The organism is Isoptericola nanjingensis (assembly GCF_050311635.1).
GTDB classification, from domain to species: Bacteria; Actinomycetota; Actinomycetes; order Actinomycetales; family Cellulomonadaceae; genus Isoptericola; species Isoptericola nanjingensis.
Map to the genome: position 1 here is coordinate 160,175 of NZ_JBNOZL010000010.1, position 14,362 is coordinate 174,536.

The 14,362-nt window shown below is 73.7% G+C and carries 14 protein-coding genes; 8 read left to right on the plus strand and 6 right to left on the minus strand.

Going from position 1 to position 14,362, the window contains the following annotated elements:
* The first annotated feature begins 333 nt into the window (after positions 1-333).
* Positions 334-4,107, plus strand: a complete 3,774-nt coding sequence (locus ACQP6G_RS20250; RefSeq protein ID WP_429767045.1) for a multifunctional oxoglutarate decarboxylase/oxoglutarate dehydrogenase thiamine pyrophosphate-binding subunit/dihydrolipoyllysine-residue succinyltransferase subunit — start codon at positions 334-336, stop codon at positions 4,105-4,107.
* Between the two features lie 108 nt (positions 4,108-4,215).
* On the opposite strand, the gene ACQP6G_RS20255 is transcribed toward ACQP6G_RS20250, so the two are convergent.
* Positions 4,216-5,211: an aldo/keto reductase gene (locus ACQP6G_RS20255; RefSeq protein WP_429767046.1), complete on the minus strand. Its 996-nt coding sequence runs from the start codon at positions 5,209-5,211 to the stop codon at positions 4,216-4,218.
* Between the two features lie 141 nt (positions 5,212-5,352).
* Between ACQP6G_RS20255 and ACQP6G_RS20260 the strand changes: the two genes are divergently transcribed.
* Both ACQP6G_RS20260 and ACQP6G_RS20265 read left to right on the plus strand, forming a co-directional pair.
* Positions 5,353-6,279, plus strand: a complete 927-nt coding sequence (locus tag ACQP6G_RS20260; RefSeq protein WP_429767048.1) for an aldose 1-epimerase family protein — start codon at positions 5,353-5,355, stop codon at positions 6,277-6,279.
* A gap of 144 nt (positions 6,280-6,423) precedes the next feature.
* Positions 6,424-7,026, plus strand: coding sequence for a GDSL-type esterase/lipase family protein (locus ACQP6G_RS20265; RefSeq protein ID WP_429767049.1), 603 nt, complete (start codon positions 6,424-6,426; stop codon positions 7,024-7,026).
* 7 nt (positions 7,027-7,033) lie between these two features.
* Here ACQP6G_RS20265 and ACQP6G_RS20270 read toward each other — a convergent pair whose 3' ends face one another.
* Together ACQP6G_RS20270 and ACQP6G_RS20275 are read right to left on the minus strand one after the other, a co-directional pair.
* Positions 7,034-7,561, minus strand: coding sequence for a mycothiol transferase (locus tag ACQP6G_RS20270; protein WP_429767050.1), 528 nt, complete (start codon positions 7,559-7,561; stop codon positions 7,034-7,036).
* 37 nt (positions 7,562-7,598) lie between these two features.
* Positions 7,599-8,399 carry a DUF4097 family beta strand repeat-containing protein gene (locus tag ACQP6G_RS20275; RefSeq protein ID WP_429767052.1) on the minus strand — a complete coding sequence of 267 codons (801 nt, stop codon included), beginning with the start codon at positions 8,397-8,399 and terminating at the stop codon, positions 7,599-7,601.
* Positions 8,400-8,556: 157 nt separating this feature from the next.
* Here ACQP6G_RS20275 and ACQP6G_RS20280 point away from each other — a divergent pair, with 157 nt between their 5' ends.
* Positions 8,557-8,631 carry a 50S ribosomal protein bL37 gene (locus ACQP6G_RS20280; RefSeq protein ID WP_099052597.1) on the plus strand — a complete coding sequence of 25 codons (75 nt, stop codon included), beginning with the start codon at positions 8,557-8,559 and terminating at the stop codon, positions 8,629-8,631.
* 112 nt (positions 8,632-8,743) lie between these two features.
* Here ACQP6G_RS20280 and rsrA read toward each other — a convergent pair whose 3' ends face one another.
* From rsrA to ACQP6G_RS20295, 3 genes are all read right to left on the minus strand, one after another.
* Positions 8,744-9,025, minus strand: a complete 282-nt coding sequence (gene rsrA / locus ACQP6G_RS20285) for a mycothiol system anti-sigma-R factor (RefSeq protein ID WP_429767053.1) — start codon at positions 9,023-9,025, stop codon at positions 8,744-8,746.
* Positions 9,022-9,702 carry a sigma-70 family RNA polymerase sigma factor gene (locus ACQP6G_RS20290; protein ID WP_429767054.1) on the minus strand — a complete coding sequence of 227 codons (681 nt, stop codon included), beginning with the start codon at positions 9,700-9,702 and terminating at the stop codon, positions 9,022-9,024. Before ACQP6G_RS20290 ends, rsrA begins: the two co-directional genes overlap by 4 nt.
* Before the next feature lie 250 nt (positions 9,703-9,952).
* On the minus strand, positions 9,953-10,918 hold the full coding sequence (locus ACQP6G_RS20295; RefSeq protein ID WP_429767056.1) for a helix-turn-helix domain-containing protein: 966 nt from the start codon (positions 10,916-10,918) through the stop codon (positions 9,953-9,955).
* A gap of 94 nt (positions 10,919-11,012) precedes the next feature.
* Between ACQP6G_RS20295 and ACQP6G_RS20300 the strand changes: the two genes are divergently transcribed.
* The 4 genes from ACQP6G_RS20300 to rsgA all read left to right on the plus strand — a co-directional run bounded on the left by ACQP6G_RS20300 (position 11,013) and on the right by rsgA (position 14,273).
* Complete coding sequence (locus tag ACQP6G_RS20300; protein WP_429767058.1) at positions 11,013-11,156, plus strand: hypothetical protein; 144 nt, start codon at positions 11,013-11,015, stop codon at positions 11,154-11,156.
* 65 nt (positions 11,157-11,221) lie between these two features.
* Positions 11,222-11,809 carry a DoxX family membrane protein gene (locus tag ACQP6G_RS20305; RefSeq protein ID WP_429767060.1) on the plus strand — a complete coding sequence of 196 codons (588 nt, stop codon included), beginning with the start codon at positions 11,222-11,224 and terminating at the stop codon, positions 11,807-11,809.
* A gap of 71 nt (positions 11,810-11,880) precedes the next feature.
* Positions 11,881-13,239 carry a 3-phosphoshikimate 1-carboxyvinyltransferase gene (aroA, locus tag ACQP6G_RS20310; protein ID WP_429767062.1) on the plus strand — a complete coding sequence of 453 codons (1,359 nt, stop codon included), beginning with the start codon at positions 11,881-11,883 and terminating at the stop codon, positions 13,237-13,239.
* Complete coding sequence (gene rsgA, locus ACQP6G_RS20315; protein WP_429767064.1) at positions 13,239-14,273, plus strand: ribosome small subunit-dependent GTPase A; 1,035 nt, start codon at positions 13,239-13,241, stop codon at positions 14,271-14,273. Before aroA ends, rsgA begins: the two co-directional genes overlap by 1 nt.
* The last annotated feature ends 89 nt before the right edge of the window (positions 14,274-14,362 follow it).

Consider the following 14,362-nt stretch of genomic DNA (forward strand, 5'->3'; position numbering starts at 1 on the left):
CCGGCCCGCCCCGCGGCGCCGGCGTGAGGTTGGTCACACTCGTCCGTCACAGGACGGCCCGCGTGGTCCGGACATGACGCCGGAACACGGAGTCATCGTGTCGACCCGAGGAGTCGTTGCCCACCCCATTACCGGACGGTCACGATGCGCGCCGTGAGCCCGGGAACGGCCGTCTGACGCCGCTCGACCTCCCCGGTCGGACGCCGCGAAGGACGTAGGCTGGACCTGCGCACCGGCGCTGTCGGGCGCATTTCCGGTCGAACGAGTTGCAACTGTGTGAAAGTGGGCGATCCGCGCGTGGTGTCCCCGAAGGACGGGTCAGAGTCGATCAGCGTGGCGAGCGCGTTCGGAGCCAACGAATGGCTTGTCGACGAGCTCTACGAGCAGTACCTGAAGGACAAGAACGCGGTGGACCCCGCGTGGTGGGACTTCTTCGCCGACTACGAGCCGGGTGAGACCAACGGCGCCACGGCGGACGCCGCGCCGGCTGCACCCGCGCAGCCCGCGGCGCCGGCTGAGCCCCAGGCACCGGCGCAGGCAGCCCCGGCACCCGCGGCCCCGGCCGGCCGGTCGGGCACCGCCGCCGCCGAGACCGCGAAGGCCGAGCGGAAGGCCTCGAAGCCGGCCCCCGTCCCGGCCGACCCCGAGGTGAGCGCCGTCCGCCCGGTCGCCGAGGCCCTGCCCTCGACCGCGCCCTACGCCGAGGTCGCGAAGTCCTCGCCGAAGGCCACCGAGGACGAGGCCACCGACGACGTGCAGAAGCTGCGCGGCCCCGCCGCGCGCGTCGTCACCAACATGGAGGCCTCGATCGAGGTCCCGACCGCGACGTCGGTGCGCGCCGTGCCCGCCAAGCTCATGGTGGACAACCGCATCGTCATCAACAACCACCTCGCGCGCGGCCGCGGCGGCAAGATCTCGTTCACGCACCTCATCGGGTTCGCGCTCGTCGAGGCGCTGTCCGACATGCCGGTGATGAACGCGCACTACGAGAGCATCGACGGCAAGCCGCACGTCGTGCAGCCGGCCCACGTCGGCTTCGGCCTCGCGATCGACCTCGCCAAGCCGGACGGCTCGCGCCAGCTGCTCGTGCCCAGCGTCAAGAAGGCCGAGGAGCTCGACTTCGCCGGCTTCTGGGCCGCGTACGAGGACCTCGTGCGCAAGGCGCGCGGCGGCAAGCTCGGCATGGACGACTTCGCCGGCACCACGATCTCGCTGACCAACCCGGGCGGCATCGGCACCGTGCACTCCGTGCCGCGCCTCATGGCCGGGCAGGGCACGATCATCGGCGTCGGCGCCATGGACTACCCCGCGGAGTTCGCGGGCGCGTCCGTGGAGCAGCTCGCCCGCATGGGCATCTCGAAGGTCATGACGATCACGTCGACCTACGACCACCGCATCATCCAGGGCGCGCAGTCCGGCGAGTTCCTCAAGGTGCTCGCGAACAAGCTGCTCGGCCTGGACGGCTTCTACGACCGCGTGTTCGCGGCCCTGCGCGTGCCGTACGAGCCCGTGCGCTGGGTGCGCGACAACACCGTGGACGCCGACGTCGAGGCCGCGAAGCCGGCCCGGATCGCGGAGCTCGTCCACTCCTACCGCTCGCGCGGCCACCTCATGGCCGAGACCGACCCGCTCGCCTACCGCCAGCGCAAGCACCCGGACCTGGACATCCAGAGCCACGGCATGACGCTGTGGGACCTGGACCGCCAGTTCCCGACGGGCGGCTTCGGCGGCAAGGCCAAGGACACGCTGCGGGACATCCTCGGCCTGCTGCGCGACTCGTACTGCCGCACCATCGGCGTCGAGTACATGCACATCGCCGACCCGGCCCAGCGCAAGTGGCTCCAGGAGCGGCTCGAGTCGGGCTACGCCCGCACCCCCCGCGAGGACCAGCTGCGCATCCTGCGCCGCCTGAACTCCGCCGAGGCGTTCGAGACCTTCCTGCAGACCAAGTTCGTCGGGCAGAAGCGGTTCTCGCTCGAGGGCGGCGAGTCGGTCATCCCGCTGCTCGACGCGATCCTGTCGCGGGCCGCCGAGGGCGGGCTCGACGAGGTCGGCATCGGCATGGCGCACCGCGGCCGCCTCAACGTGCTGGCGAACATCGCGGGCAAGAGCTACGGCCAGATCTTCAAGGAGTTCGAGGGCCAGCTCGACCCGAAGAGCGTGCAGGGCTCCGGCGACGTGAAGTACCACCTCGGCACCGAGGGCGTCTTCACCGCCGAGTCGGGCGCCACGACCAAGGTGTACCTGGCGGCGAACCCGTCCCACCTCGAGGCGGTCGACCCGGTGCTCGAGGGCATCGTGCGGGCCAAGCAGGACCGCATCGACCTGGGCGGCGACGGCTTCTCCGTGCTGCCGATCCTGCTGCACGGCGACGCGGCCTTCGCGGGCCAGGGCGTGGTGCCCGAGGTGCTCAACCTCGCGCAGCTGCGCGGGTACCGCACCGGCGGCACGATCCACGTGATCATCAACAACCAGGTGGGCTTCACCACCGGGCCGTCGTCGTCGCGCTCCACGACGTACGCGACCGACGTCGCCAAGGGCTACCAGATCCCCGTCTTCCACGTGAACGGCGACGACCCCGAGGCCTGCGTCCGCGTGGCCGAGCTGGCCTTCGCGTACCGCGAGCAGTTCGACCGCGACGTCATCATCGACATGGTCTGCTACCGCCGCCGCGGCCACAACGAGGGCGACGACCCGTCGATGACGCAGCCGCTGATGTACAACCTCATCGAGGCCAAGCAGTCGGTGCGCAAGCTGTACACGAAGAACCTCGTGGCCCGCGGCGACATCACGGTCGAGGAGGCCGAGCAGGCGCTGCAGGACTACCAGGCGCAGCTCGAGCGGGTCTTCACCGAGACCAAGTCGGCCGGCAAGGCCAGCACGCCCGACGGCGAGGACGAGATCCTCGGACTCGAGCGCCCGGAGGCCCAGCGCGAGGGCGCCGGCGACATGGTGGGCTGGCAGACGGCCGTCCCGCACGCCGTGCTCGAGCGCGTGGGCGCCGTCCAGGTGTCCGCCCCCGAGGGCTTCACGGTGCACCCGAAGCTCGCCCAGATGCTGCAGAAGCGGCAGCTCATGGCGAAGGAGGGCGGCATCGACTGGGGCTTCGGCGAGCTCGTCGCCTTCGGGTCGCTGCTCATGGAGGGCACCCCCGTGCGCCTCGCCGGGCAGGACTCGCGCCGCGGCACCTTCGTCCAGCGCCACGCCGTGCTGCACGACCGCAACACCGGTGCCGAGTGGACCCCGCTGCTGTACCTGTCGGGCGACCAGGCGAAGTTCTGGGTGTACGACTCCTCGCTCAGCGAGTACGCCGCACTCGGCTTCGAGTACGGCTACTCGGTCGAGCGCCCGGACGCCCTCGTGCTCTGGGAGGCGCAGTTCGGCGACTTCGTCAACGGCGCCCAGACGATCATCGACGAGTTCATCTCGTCGGCCGAGCAGAAGTGGGGCCAGCACTCGTCGCTGGTCATGCTGCTGCCGCACGGCTACGAGGGCCAGGGGCCGGACCACTCGTCCGCCCGCATCGAGCGCTTCCTGCAGCTCGCGGCCGAGAACAACATGACGGTGGCGCAGCCGTCCACCCCGGCGTCGTACTTCCACCTGCTGCGCCAGCAGGCGTACGCCCGGCCGCGCCGGCCGTTGGTCGTCTTCACGCCGAAGCAGCTGCTGCGCCTCAAGGCGGCGGCCTCCAGCGTCGAGGACTTCACCACCGGCACGTTCGAGCCGGTGCTGCCGGACACGACCGTGGACGCAGCGCAGGTCGACCGCGTGCTGCTGTGCACCGGCCGCGTGTACTACGACCTGCTCGCCGAGCGCACCAAGCGCCAGGACACCCGGACCGCCATCGTCCGCCTGGAGCAGCTCTACCCGTTCCCGGAGGAGCAGGTCCGCGCGCAGCTGGCGCAGTACCCGGACGCCGACGTCGTGTGGGTCCAGGACGAGCCGGAGAACCAGGGCGCCTGGTCCTTCCTGCACCTGGCGCTCCCGGATGACATGCCGCGCGTGCGCGTCGCGTCCCGCCCCGCGTCCGCGTCGACCGCCGCCGGCACGGCCAAGCGGCACAAGGAGCAGCAGGAGATCCTGGTCGCCCAGGCCTTCGACCGCTGACCTCCCCGCGAGATAGAGAGGCTCCTCGCCGAGATAGAGAGGGGGCGGACCGCACCACGTGCGGTCCGCCCCCTCTCTATCTCGGCGAGGAGCCTCTCTATCTCGCGGTCACCAGCGGTCGTGCACGTGCTCCTTGATCGCCTCGTCGTAGATCTCCCGCACGCCGGACGTGAAGAGGGGCCCGAGGACGCCCGTGTCACCGGCGGCGGCGTTGAGCCGCGCCTGCTCGGGGCTGCGTGCCCCCGGGATGACCGTGGAGACGCCGGGCTGCTGCCAGACCCAGGCGATGGCCGCCTGCGCGGGCGTGAGGTCCTGGTTCAGGGCCGAGCCGGCGAGCTCCGTGAAGCGGGCGGCCGCGTCGACGCCGACGTCGAACGGCACGCCGGAGAAGGTCTCGCCGACGTCGAAGGCCTTGCCCTCGCGGTTGAACGTGCGGTGGTCGTCCTCCGAGAACGTGGTCTCGTGGGTGTACCGGCCCGACAGGAGCCCCGACGCCAGCGGCACGCGCGCGATGATGCCGACGCCGGCCGCGGAGGCCGCGGGCAGCACCCGCTCCAGGGGCTTGAGCCGGAACGCGTTGAGGATGATCTGCACGGTGGCGACACCGGGGCGCGCGATGGCGGTGAGGGCCTCCTCGACGGTCTCCACGGAGACGCCGTAGGCGGCGGTGACGCCGTCGGCCACGAGCGTGTCCAGCGCGTCGTACACCTCGTCGTCGGAGTAGACGGAGGTCGGCGGGCAGTGCAGCTGCACGAGGTCGAGGGTCTCGACGCCGAGGTTCCGGCGCGACCGGTCGGTCCACTCGCGGAAGTTCGACAGGACGTAGTTCTCCGGCACCTGGTCCATCCGCCGGCCCATCTTGGTGGCCACGGTGATGGCGTCGTCACGGTGGTCGGCGAGGAACGCTCCCAGGGCCTGCTCGCTGCGGCCGTCCCCGTAGACGTCCGCGGTGTCGAAGAACGTCACGCCGGACTCGAACGCGGCATCCAGCACGGACCGGGCCTGGTCGTCGTCGACCGTCCCCCAGTCCGCACCCAGCTGCCAGGTTCCCAGGCCGACGACCGACACCAGCCGACCGGTGCGGCCGAGCACCTGCTTCTCCATCGTTCCCCCGTTCGGTGGCACCCCGGGCACCCCGGACCCGTGGCGCGGACCCCTCGCGCGCGAGGGGACGTCTCGTCAGATATCTGGCTCTCCTACGCTACGTCGCCCGCACCGATCCGGCGTGCCGACTACGGTGTGAGCGTGAACACCGCTGACTCCCCCGCCGTCCCCGCCCCGTCGGGCCGGCAGTTCCGCATCTCCTCCGGCGAGCACCGGGCCACCGTCACCGAGGTCGGGGCGATGGTGCGCGAGTACACCGTCGCCGGCCGCGACGTGTTCGTGCCGTTCGCCGAGGACGAGGCGGCCCCCGTCTTCAACGCCGCCGTCCTCGCCCCGTGGCCGAACCGTCTGCGCGACGGCGCCTACACGACCGACGGCGTCCGGCACCAGGTGGCCGTGAGCGAGCCCGACCGCGGGACGGCGCTGCACGGCCTCGTGTGCTGGTACCGCTGGACGCCCGTCGAGGTGGCGGACGACGCGGTGACGCTCGAGCTCGCCCTCCCCGCGCAGAAGGGCTGGCCGTTCCAGCTCGTGCTCCGCACCCGGTACACGGTGTCCGACGCCGGCCTGGAGGTCGTGGTCGGCGCGCGCAACGTCGGCACCGGGACCGCGCCGTACGGCGTCGGCTTCCACCCGTGGCTGTCCACCGGCGGCGTCGCGCTCGACGAGTGCACCGTCAGCCTGGACGCCACGACGCACGTCACCGTCGACGACCGCCTGCTGCCGACCGGCGTCGAGCCCGTCGCCGGCCCGTACGACCTGCGCACCACGCGGCCGCTCGCCGGCCTGGACCTCGACGACGCGTGGACGGGTGCTACCCGCGACGACGCCGGGCTGTCCTGGGCCCGGCTCGGCCGCCCCGACGGCAGCACCGCCGCGATCTGGATGGACGGCTCCATGGACTGCTGGCAGGTCTGCTCGGCCGACCACATCGACGGCTACGAGCGGTTCGGCCTCGCCGCCGAGCCGATGAGCTGCGTGGCCGACGCGTTCAACACCGGCGAGCGCCTCGTCCGCCTCGCCCCTGGCGACGAGCACGTCGTGCGCTGGGGCGCCACCCTGCTCTGACCTGTCAGACCCGGCGCGCCGCATACCCCCGCTGTGGCCCTGACAACTCGGGGAGCCGTGCGGCGTGGGATCCTGCGTCGCGGACGGGCGTGCGGCGACAATGGCCGCGCAACTGCGAGACAGGACTTGGACGGTGAAGGCTCAGTGACCCAGACCGAGGTGCGCATCTGCGTCGTGGGCGACGAGCTCAGCGTGGGCGTCGGGGACGCCCGCGCCCTGGGGTGGACGGGGCGCGTCATGGCCCGGACCAGGTTCGGGCAGCCGGCGATGGCGTTCACGCTCGCCGTGCCCGGGGAGACCAGCTCGGCGCTCGGCGCCCGCTGGCAGGCGGAGACGGAGTCGCGCTTCGGCCCGGAGGACACGTGCGAGAACCGCCTCGTCGTCGCCCTCGGCCGGCACGACGTCGACTCGTCGCTCTCGGTGGCGCGGTCACGGCTCAACCTGGCGAACATCCTCGACGTGGCGGAGACGAGCCGGATCCCGGCGTTCGTCGTCGGGCCCCCGCCGGGGCGGCCGGAGGACGGCGGCCGCATCGCGGACCTCTCGGCCGCGTTCTCGGACGTCGCCAACCGGCGCCGCGTGCCGTACGTCGACACGTACACGCCCCTGGCGCAGCACGAGCAGTGGCTGGCCGACCTCGCGACGAACGGCTCCACCTACCCCGGGCAGGCGGGCTACGGCCTCATGGCGTGGCTCGTGCTGCACACCGGCTGGCACGCGTGGCTGGGGCTGCCCGCCGACGAGTGACGACCGCTCAGACGCCCGCCCGTTCGGCCAGGCCGCGCACGTACGCGGCCTGGCCGACGTGCTGCAGGTCGTCGCCGACGACGCTCACGAGCCGCACCCCGAGCGTGACGGGCGGGTCCCACCTCGTGTCCACCACGCGGTCCAGGTCCGAGGCGGTCACCGTCGCCAGGTAGGCGGTCGTCGCGGCGTGCACGTCGTCGAGGTAGCCCCGCAGCAGGGCCGCGTCGGCCCGGACGGTCGCGACCTGCTCCGGCGTGTGGCCGTGGCCGGTGTCCGCGACGTCGAACGGCAGCCCGAACCTCTCGGCCCAGCCGCCCGCCGCCCACCGCTGCTCGGTGCCGGCGACGTCCGCGACGTGGTCGTCCTGCACCCGCGCCAGGTGCCACACGAGCCACGCGACGGTGTTCGCCTCCGCGTCGGGGCGGTACGTCAGGCGGTCGGCCGTGGCGCCGCGCAGTACGCGGTGCGCGGTCTCGGCGATCCGCCCGAAGGCGTCGGTCAGCAGGGCGACGTGGGGTACGGACGCGTCCGTCATGGTGCTCCTCCTCCCCGGCGCCCCGGGCGGGCGCCGGTCAGCGACGGTCGACGGTGACGTGCGCGGACGTCACCGTCGCGGACAGGTACGCGGCGCTGCGGCCGTCGGCGGGCTGCTCGCCGTGGTCGACGACGAGCGTCGCGCCGGCGCTCGGCAGCACCGAGCCGTCGAGGACGACCTGGCCGGACGCGCCGCGCACCTTGAGGTTCACCGGGCTGCCCGCCGGGAGGCGCAGGTCGATCGCGCCCGAGACCGTCTTGGCCGTGATCAGCGGGCTCGCCTGGGTCGCGGTGACCGTCGCGGCCCCCGACACGGTGGTCAGGGAGACCCGCGCGAGCGCGCCCGTCAAGGCGATCGACCCGGCCGCGCTGTTCGCCGTCACGTCGCCGGTGTGCCCCTCGGCCGACAGCGCGCCCGAGACGGTCTTGAGCGACATCGGCCCGGTCGTGCCGGTCGCGCGCACGGCGCCGGTCACGGTCTTCACCGCGACCTTGCGACCTCCGGCGACCTCGACGTCCGCGCCGAGGGTGCCGACGTCGACCGCCCCGTCGGCCGGGACGACGACGCGCACCACGGCACGCTCGCTCTGGCGCGGGTTGCGCAGCTTCGCCATGACGGAGTCGAGCACGGAGCTCTCGTAGCCCACGCGCAGCCGGTCCCCGTCGCGCACGACCTGGAGCGGCTTGGCGCTCACCTCGAGCAGCTCGATCCGCACGCCCGTCGCGGCCGGGTCGGCGACGACGTCGGCGCGCCCGTCCTGCAGGCGGAGCGTCACCCCCGTGGCCTGCTCGACGTCGATGGTCTGCGGGGCGGCGACCGCCCACGACTCCGTGCTCATGAGGCTCCCTGTGCTGCTCGGGCTGTGCTGAGGACGGGTACCACCCTGGCAGAGCCCGGGGACGTCCGGATCGGGGATGCCCCGGATTCCGACCCGGGGCCTCCGGTGTGGGACCATGGGAACCGACCCCTCGTCCATCCTTCGTGAGGAGACCACCATGAGCAAGCGCGGTCGCAAGCGCCGTAGCCGCAAGGGCAACGCCGCCAACCACGGCAAGCGTCCCAACGCCTGACGCGCCGAGGTAGTACGAAATTCGCCGAGGTAGTTCCGGTGGGCGCGTGGCCTGTGGCCACGACTCCTACCGGAACTACCTCGGCGAATTTCGTACTACCTCGGCGTGAGGGCTACTCGGCCGTGGACATCACGGTCAGCTGCGCGTGGATGCGCACCCGGAGGGTCTCCGGCGCGCGCTCCGAGCAGGAGCGGCGGACCAGCTGCTTGACGAGCTCCTCGACGCTCAGCTCGGCGAGGCACGGCGAGCAGTGCGCGACGTGCGCGCGCATCCGCTGCTCGTCCTCGGGCGTCATCTCCGAGTCGAGGAACTCGTTCAGGTGCACGAGGGCGTGCTCGCACTCGTTCTCCCCCTCGGCCCGGTCGTGCGGGATGGGGGTGACGGGGTCGGTCATGACGCTCCTCCACGAGCCGGGACCAGGCCACGCTGAGCGGCGTAGTCGGCGAGCAGCTCGCGCAGCTGCCGGCGTCCGCGGTGCAGCCGGGACATCACCGTCCCGATCGGCGTACCCATGATCTCGGCGATCTCCTTGTAGGGGAAGCCCTCGACGTCGGCGTAGTAGACGACCATGCGCCGGTCCTCGGGCAGCTCCTGCAGCGCGCGCTTGACGTCGGAGTCGGGGAGCCGGTCGAGCGCCTCGGCCTCGGCCGACCGCAGCCCCTGCGACGTGTGCGACGCGGCGCGGGCGATCTGCCAGTCCTCGACGTCCTCCGCCTGGGACTGCTGCGGCTCGCGCTGCTTCTTGCGGTAGCTGTTGATGAACGTGTTCGTGAGGATGCGGTACAGCCAGGCCTTGAGGTTGGTGCCCGGCTTGTACTGGTGGAAGGCGGCGAACGCCTTCGCGAACGTCTCCTGCACCAGGTCCTCGGCGTCCGCGGGGTTGCGCGTCATGCGCAGCGCGGCGGAGTAGAGCTGGTCCAGGTACTGCAGGGCGTCACGCTCGAAGCGCTCGGCCCGGGCCGCGGTGGTCTCTCCCTCGGGGGCACGCTCCGTGTCCTCGGGGATCTCCTCGCCGTCCGGGGTGCTCCCGCGCGGCGCGTCGCCGCTCGCCGGGCCAAGGTCCTGGGTCATCACCGTCGAGCCTAGTCCAGCCACTGGGCGGGGTCCTCCGATCCACGGGGTGTGCAGGTCTGTCGTGCGGCCGACCACCGCGTCGTCCGCGCCCGCCGTCAGGGCGTCTGCCGGGACGGCGAACAACCGCACGGACTCGCGTCCGGGTGCGGGGACGGCGGTCGCCGTCGTCGGGGTGCGGGTGCTCACGCGGTGTGCAACCGCTGAAGGGGCCTCGACATTCCCGTGGGAGCGGCTCCGGCCGCCGGCCTCAGGAGGCCACCGGCGCGGCGAACCGCCGGCGGTAGGAGACCGGGCTGGTGCCGAGCTGGCGGGCGAAGTGGTGCCGCAGCACGGGCGCGCTGCCGAAGCCGACCACGCGCGCGATCTCGTCCACGGGCGCCTCGGTCGACTCGAGCAGCTCCTGCGCCCGTGCGACCCGCTGGCGCGCGAGCCAGGCGGCCGGCGTCGTGCCGGTCTCCTGACGGAAGCGGCGCGCGAAGGTGCGCTCGGACAGCGCGGCCCGGCGCGCCAGCCTGGACACGGTGTGCTCCTCGGCCAGGTGCTCTCGCATCCAGGCGAGCAGGCCGGCGAGCGACACGCCCTCGCGCGGCAGCGGGTCGACGACGAACTGGGCCTGACCCCCCTCGCGCTGCGGCGGCACCACCATGCGCCGCGCGACGGCGCGCGCGGCGTCGGCGCCGACCTGCGTCCGCACGAGGTGCAGCGCGGCGTCGATGCCCGCCGCGGTCCCGGCGCTGGTGAGCACGTGCCCGTCCTCGACGAAGAGCGCGTCGGGGTCGACGTCGGCGGTGGGGACCTCGGCCGCGAGCCGCTCCGTGTACATCCAGTGCGTGGTGCACCGCCGGCCGTCGAGCAGGCCTGCCCGCGCGAGCGTGAACGCGCCCGAGCAGATGGCGAACAGCCAGGCGCCGCGGTCGTGGGCCGCCCGGAGCGCGTCGAGGTAGGCCTGCGGCAGCGTCTCCGCGCCGTCGTCGTCGATGCCGTACGCGACGGCGACGACGAGGTCGGCGTCGTCGAGCGCCTCGAGGCCGTGCTCGACGACGACGGGGAAGCCGCCCTTGGTCATCACGGGGCCGGGCTCGGGGGCGCAGAGGGTGAAGTCGAACGACGGGCCGCCCGTGTCGCGCCGGTCGATCCCGAACACCTCGTACGCGACGCCGAGCTCGAACGGGGCGACGCCCGGGACGACGACGGCGGCGACCTTGTGGATCATGCCGACCATGCTGCCACGGCGATGGCGGAATGTCGATGCATACTGGCACTTCTGCCACTCGTGGCAGAAGTGCGATGCGCGAAGGATTACTGCCATGACCGCACTGATCCTCGTCCTCGCCGCCCTGCTCCTCACCGCCTACGCCGCCCGCCTCGTGCGGACGGTCCGCCGCGACGGCCTCGGCACCCGCCGGCCGCCGCGCTCCCACCCCGACTGGTGGGACGGCGCGCCCGCCTGACGCCCGCCGGCGCCGCGCCCGCCGGTCGCCGCGCAAGCGCGGGTCGGCTCTGCCACAGTGGGCCCATGCTGCTGCGCCGTATCGCCCGACCCCTCCTGGCCGCCCCCTTCGTCTACGACGGGATCCAGGCCGTGCTGCACCCGGCCGAGCACGTGGACGCCGCCCGCGAGGGCTCCACGATCGTCACGGACGCGGTCGGCGCCGAGCCGCTCAGCGACCGCCAGCTCGGCCTCCTGGTGCGCGCGCACGGCGCGGTGACCGCCGTGGCCGGCGTCCTGCTCGCCGTCGGCCGCACGCCCCGCACCGCCGCGCTCGCGCTGGCCGCGCTCACCGCGCCGCTCGCCGTCGCCCACCAGCCGTTCACCAGCAGGGGGGCCGAGCGCAGCCTGCGCACCGCGGCCTTCGTCAAGGACCTCGGCAAGGTCGGCGCCGCCGTCATCGCGGGCGTCGACCTCGAGGGCCGGCCCGGCGTCACCTACCGCGTGCAGCAGGCGCGCACGCACGCCGCCCGCCTCGCGGAGGCGAAGGCCGAGACGGTCAAGGCCGCGACGAAGGGCGAGGCGGCCAAGGTCGCGGCCAAGGCCGACAAGGCGAAGGCGGCCACCAAGGCCGAGGCCGCGAGGCTGCGGGCGAAGGTCGCCGAGGCCGTCTGACGGCCCCGGACCTGGTCGGCACCGGCGAGACGGCCCGCGGTGCGTGCGGTCCGTGAACTAGCCTCGGAGCCATGACCTCAGCCGTCCCGCCGCACGCCGCCCCGCCCGCCCCCGACGTCGTCGACGAGTGGGCGGCACCGGTCGCGACGGCTCCGCTGGACGCGACGGTCGAGGTGCCGGGCAGCAAGTCGCTGACGAACCGCCTGCTGGTGCTGGCCGCGCTCGCCGACGGCCCCGGCACCCTGCGCGGGGCGCTGCGCTCGCGCGACGCCGACCTCATGATCGGCGCGCTGCGGGCCCTGGGCGCCGGCATCGACGAGGGCGACGACCCGAGCACCCTGCACGTGACCCCCGGGCCGCTGCGCGGCGACGTGGACGTCGACACCGGGCTGGCGGGCACGGTGATGCGGTTCCTCCCGCCGGTCGCGGCCCTGGCCGACGGCCCGGTCCGCTTCGACGGCGACCCCGAGGCGCGGGTCCGGCCGATGCTGCCGGTGCTCGCGGCCCTGGGCAGCCTGGGCGTGCGCGTCACGTCCCCCGACGGCGGCACCCCGACGCACCTGCCCTTCACCGTGCACGGCACGGGCCGGGTGGCGGGCGGCGCGGTGGACGTCGACGCGTCGGCATCGTCGCAGTTCGTCTCGGCCCTGCTGCTCGCGGGCGCCCGCTTCGAGCGCGGCCTCACGCTGCGGCACATCGGCACCACGCTGCCGAGCGTCCCCCACATCGCCATGACCGTGGCCACCCTGCGCGACGTCGGCGTCGAGGTGGACGACTCGCGCGACGGCATCTGGCAGGTCGCCCCCGGCCCGGTCACCGCGCGCGACGTGCGGGTCGAGCCGGACCTGTCCAACGCGGCGCCGTTCCTGGCCGCGGCGCTGGTGGGCGGCGGCACCGTGCGCGTGCCGGGCTGGCCGGCGGAGACCACCCAGCCGGGCGCGCTGCTCCCGGACCTGTTCGCGGCCCTCGGGGCGCAGGCCCGCCTGGACGGCGGCGTCCTCACCGTCACCGGCACGGGCGAGGTCCGCGGGGCGGACCTGGACCTGCACGCCGCGGGCGAGCTCGCCCCCACCTTCGCCGTCCTCGCCGCGCTCGCCGACTCCCCCAGCCGCCTGCGCGGCATCGCGCACCTGCGGGGCCACGAGACCGACCGGCTGGCCGCGCTGGCCACCGAGATCACGCGGCTCGGCGGGCAGGCCGAGGAGACGCGCGACGGGCTCGTCATCACGCCGCGGCCGCTGCACGGCGGCCTGTTCCGCACCTACGCCGACCACCGCATGGCGACGTCGGCCGCCGTGCTCGGCCTGCGGGTGCCGGGGGTGCGGGTGGAGAACGTCGGCACCACGGCCAAGACCCTGCCCGGCTTCGACGTGATGTGGGAGCGGATGCTGGGGGTCGACGCCGGCCCCGTCACCGAGGGCGAGGCCTGATGGCCCGCCGCGCCGTCGACGAGCACGCGCAGTACGCGCGGCCCTCGAAGCGCGGCTCACGGCCCCGCACCAAGCAGCGCCCCGAGCACGCGGACGCCGAGGTCGGCATGGTGACCGGCGTCGACCGCGGCCGGTACACCCTCGTGGTCGACGACGGCACCGACCGCGAGCGCACCGTCCTCGCGATGAAGGCGCGCGAGCTCACACGTACCCGCGTCGTCGTGGGCGACCGCGTCGACGTCGTCGGCGACACGTCGGGCGACGAGGGCACGCTCGCCCGCATCGTGCGGATCCAGGACCGGTCGTCCGTGCTGCGCCGCACCGCGGACGACACCGACCCCTACGAGCGCATCGTGGTGGCGAATGCCGACCAGCTCGTCGTGGTCACCGCGCTCGCCCAGCCCGAGCCGCGCACCGGCATGATCGACCGCTGCGTCGTCGCCGCCTACGACGCGGGCATGGACGTGCTGCTGTGCCTCACCAAGGCCGACCTCGCGGACCCCGCTCCCCTGCGCGACCTCTACACCCCCATCGGCGTCGAGGTCGTCGTCACGCGGCAGGACGACGCCGCGAGCGTCGAGGACGTCCGCTCCCGGCTGGCCGGGCGGACGTCCGTGCTGGTGGGGCACTCGGGCGTCGGCAAGTCGACGCTCATCAACGCCCTGGTGCCCGACGCCGACCGCGCCACCGGCGTCGTCAACGACGTCACCGGCCGTGGCCGTCACACGTCCACGTCGGCCGTCGCGCTGCGGCTGCCGGTCGGGCACGACGACCACGACGGCTGGGTGGTCGACACCCCGGGCGTCCGGTCGTTCGGGCTGGCGCACGTCGAGACGGACCACCTGCTGCAGGCGTTCGAGGACCTCGCCGAGGTCGCCGAGGACTGCCCGCGCGGCTGCACCCACCTCGCGGACGCCCCCGACTGCGCGCTCGACGACTGGCTCGCCGCGTCGTCCGACGACGAGCGCCCGGCGCGCGAGGCCCGCGTCGCGTCGTTCCGGCGCCTGCTGACCGCGCGCCACGCCGCCGACTGACCTCGCGCCGGATGGTGATTTCGGGGACCATCCACGTCCCCGTTCCCCCGGAGGTCGCGCGCACAGAGTCCGGGCCCTGTTCGTCAGGT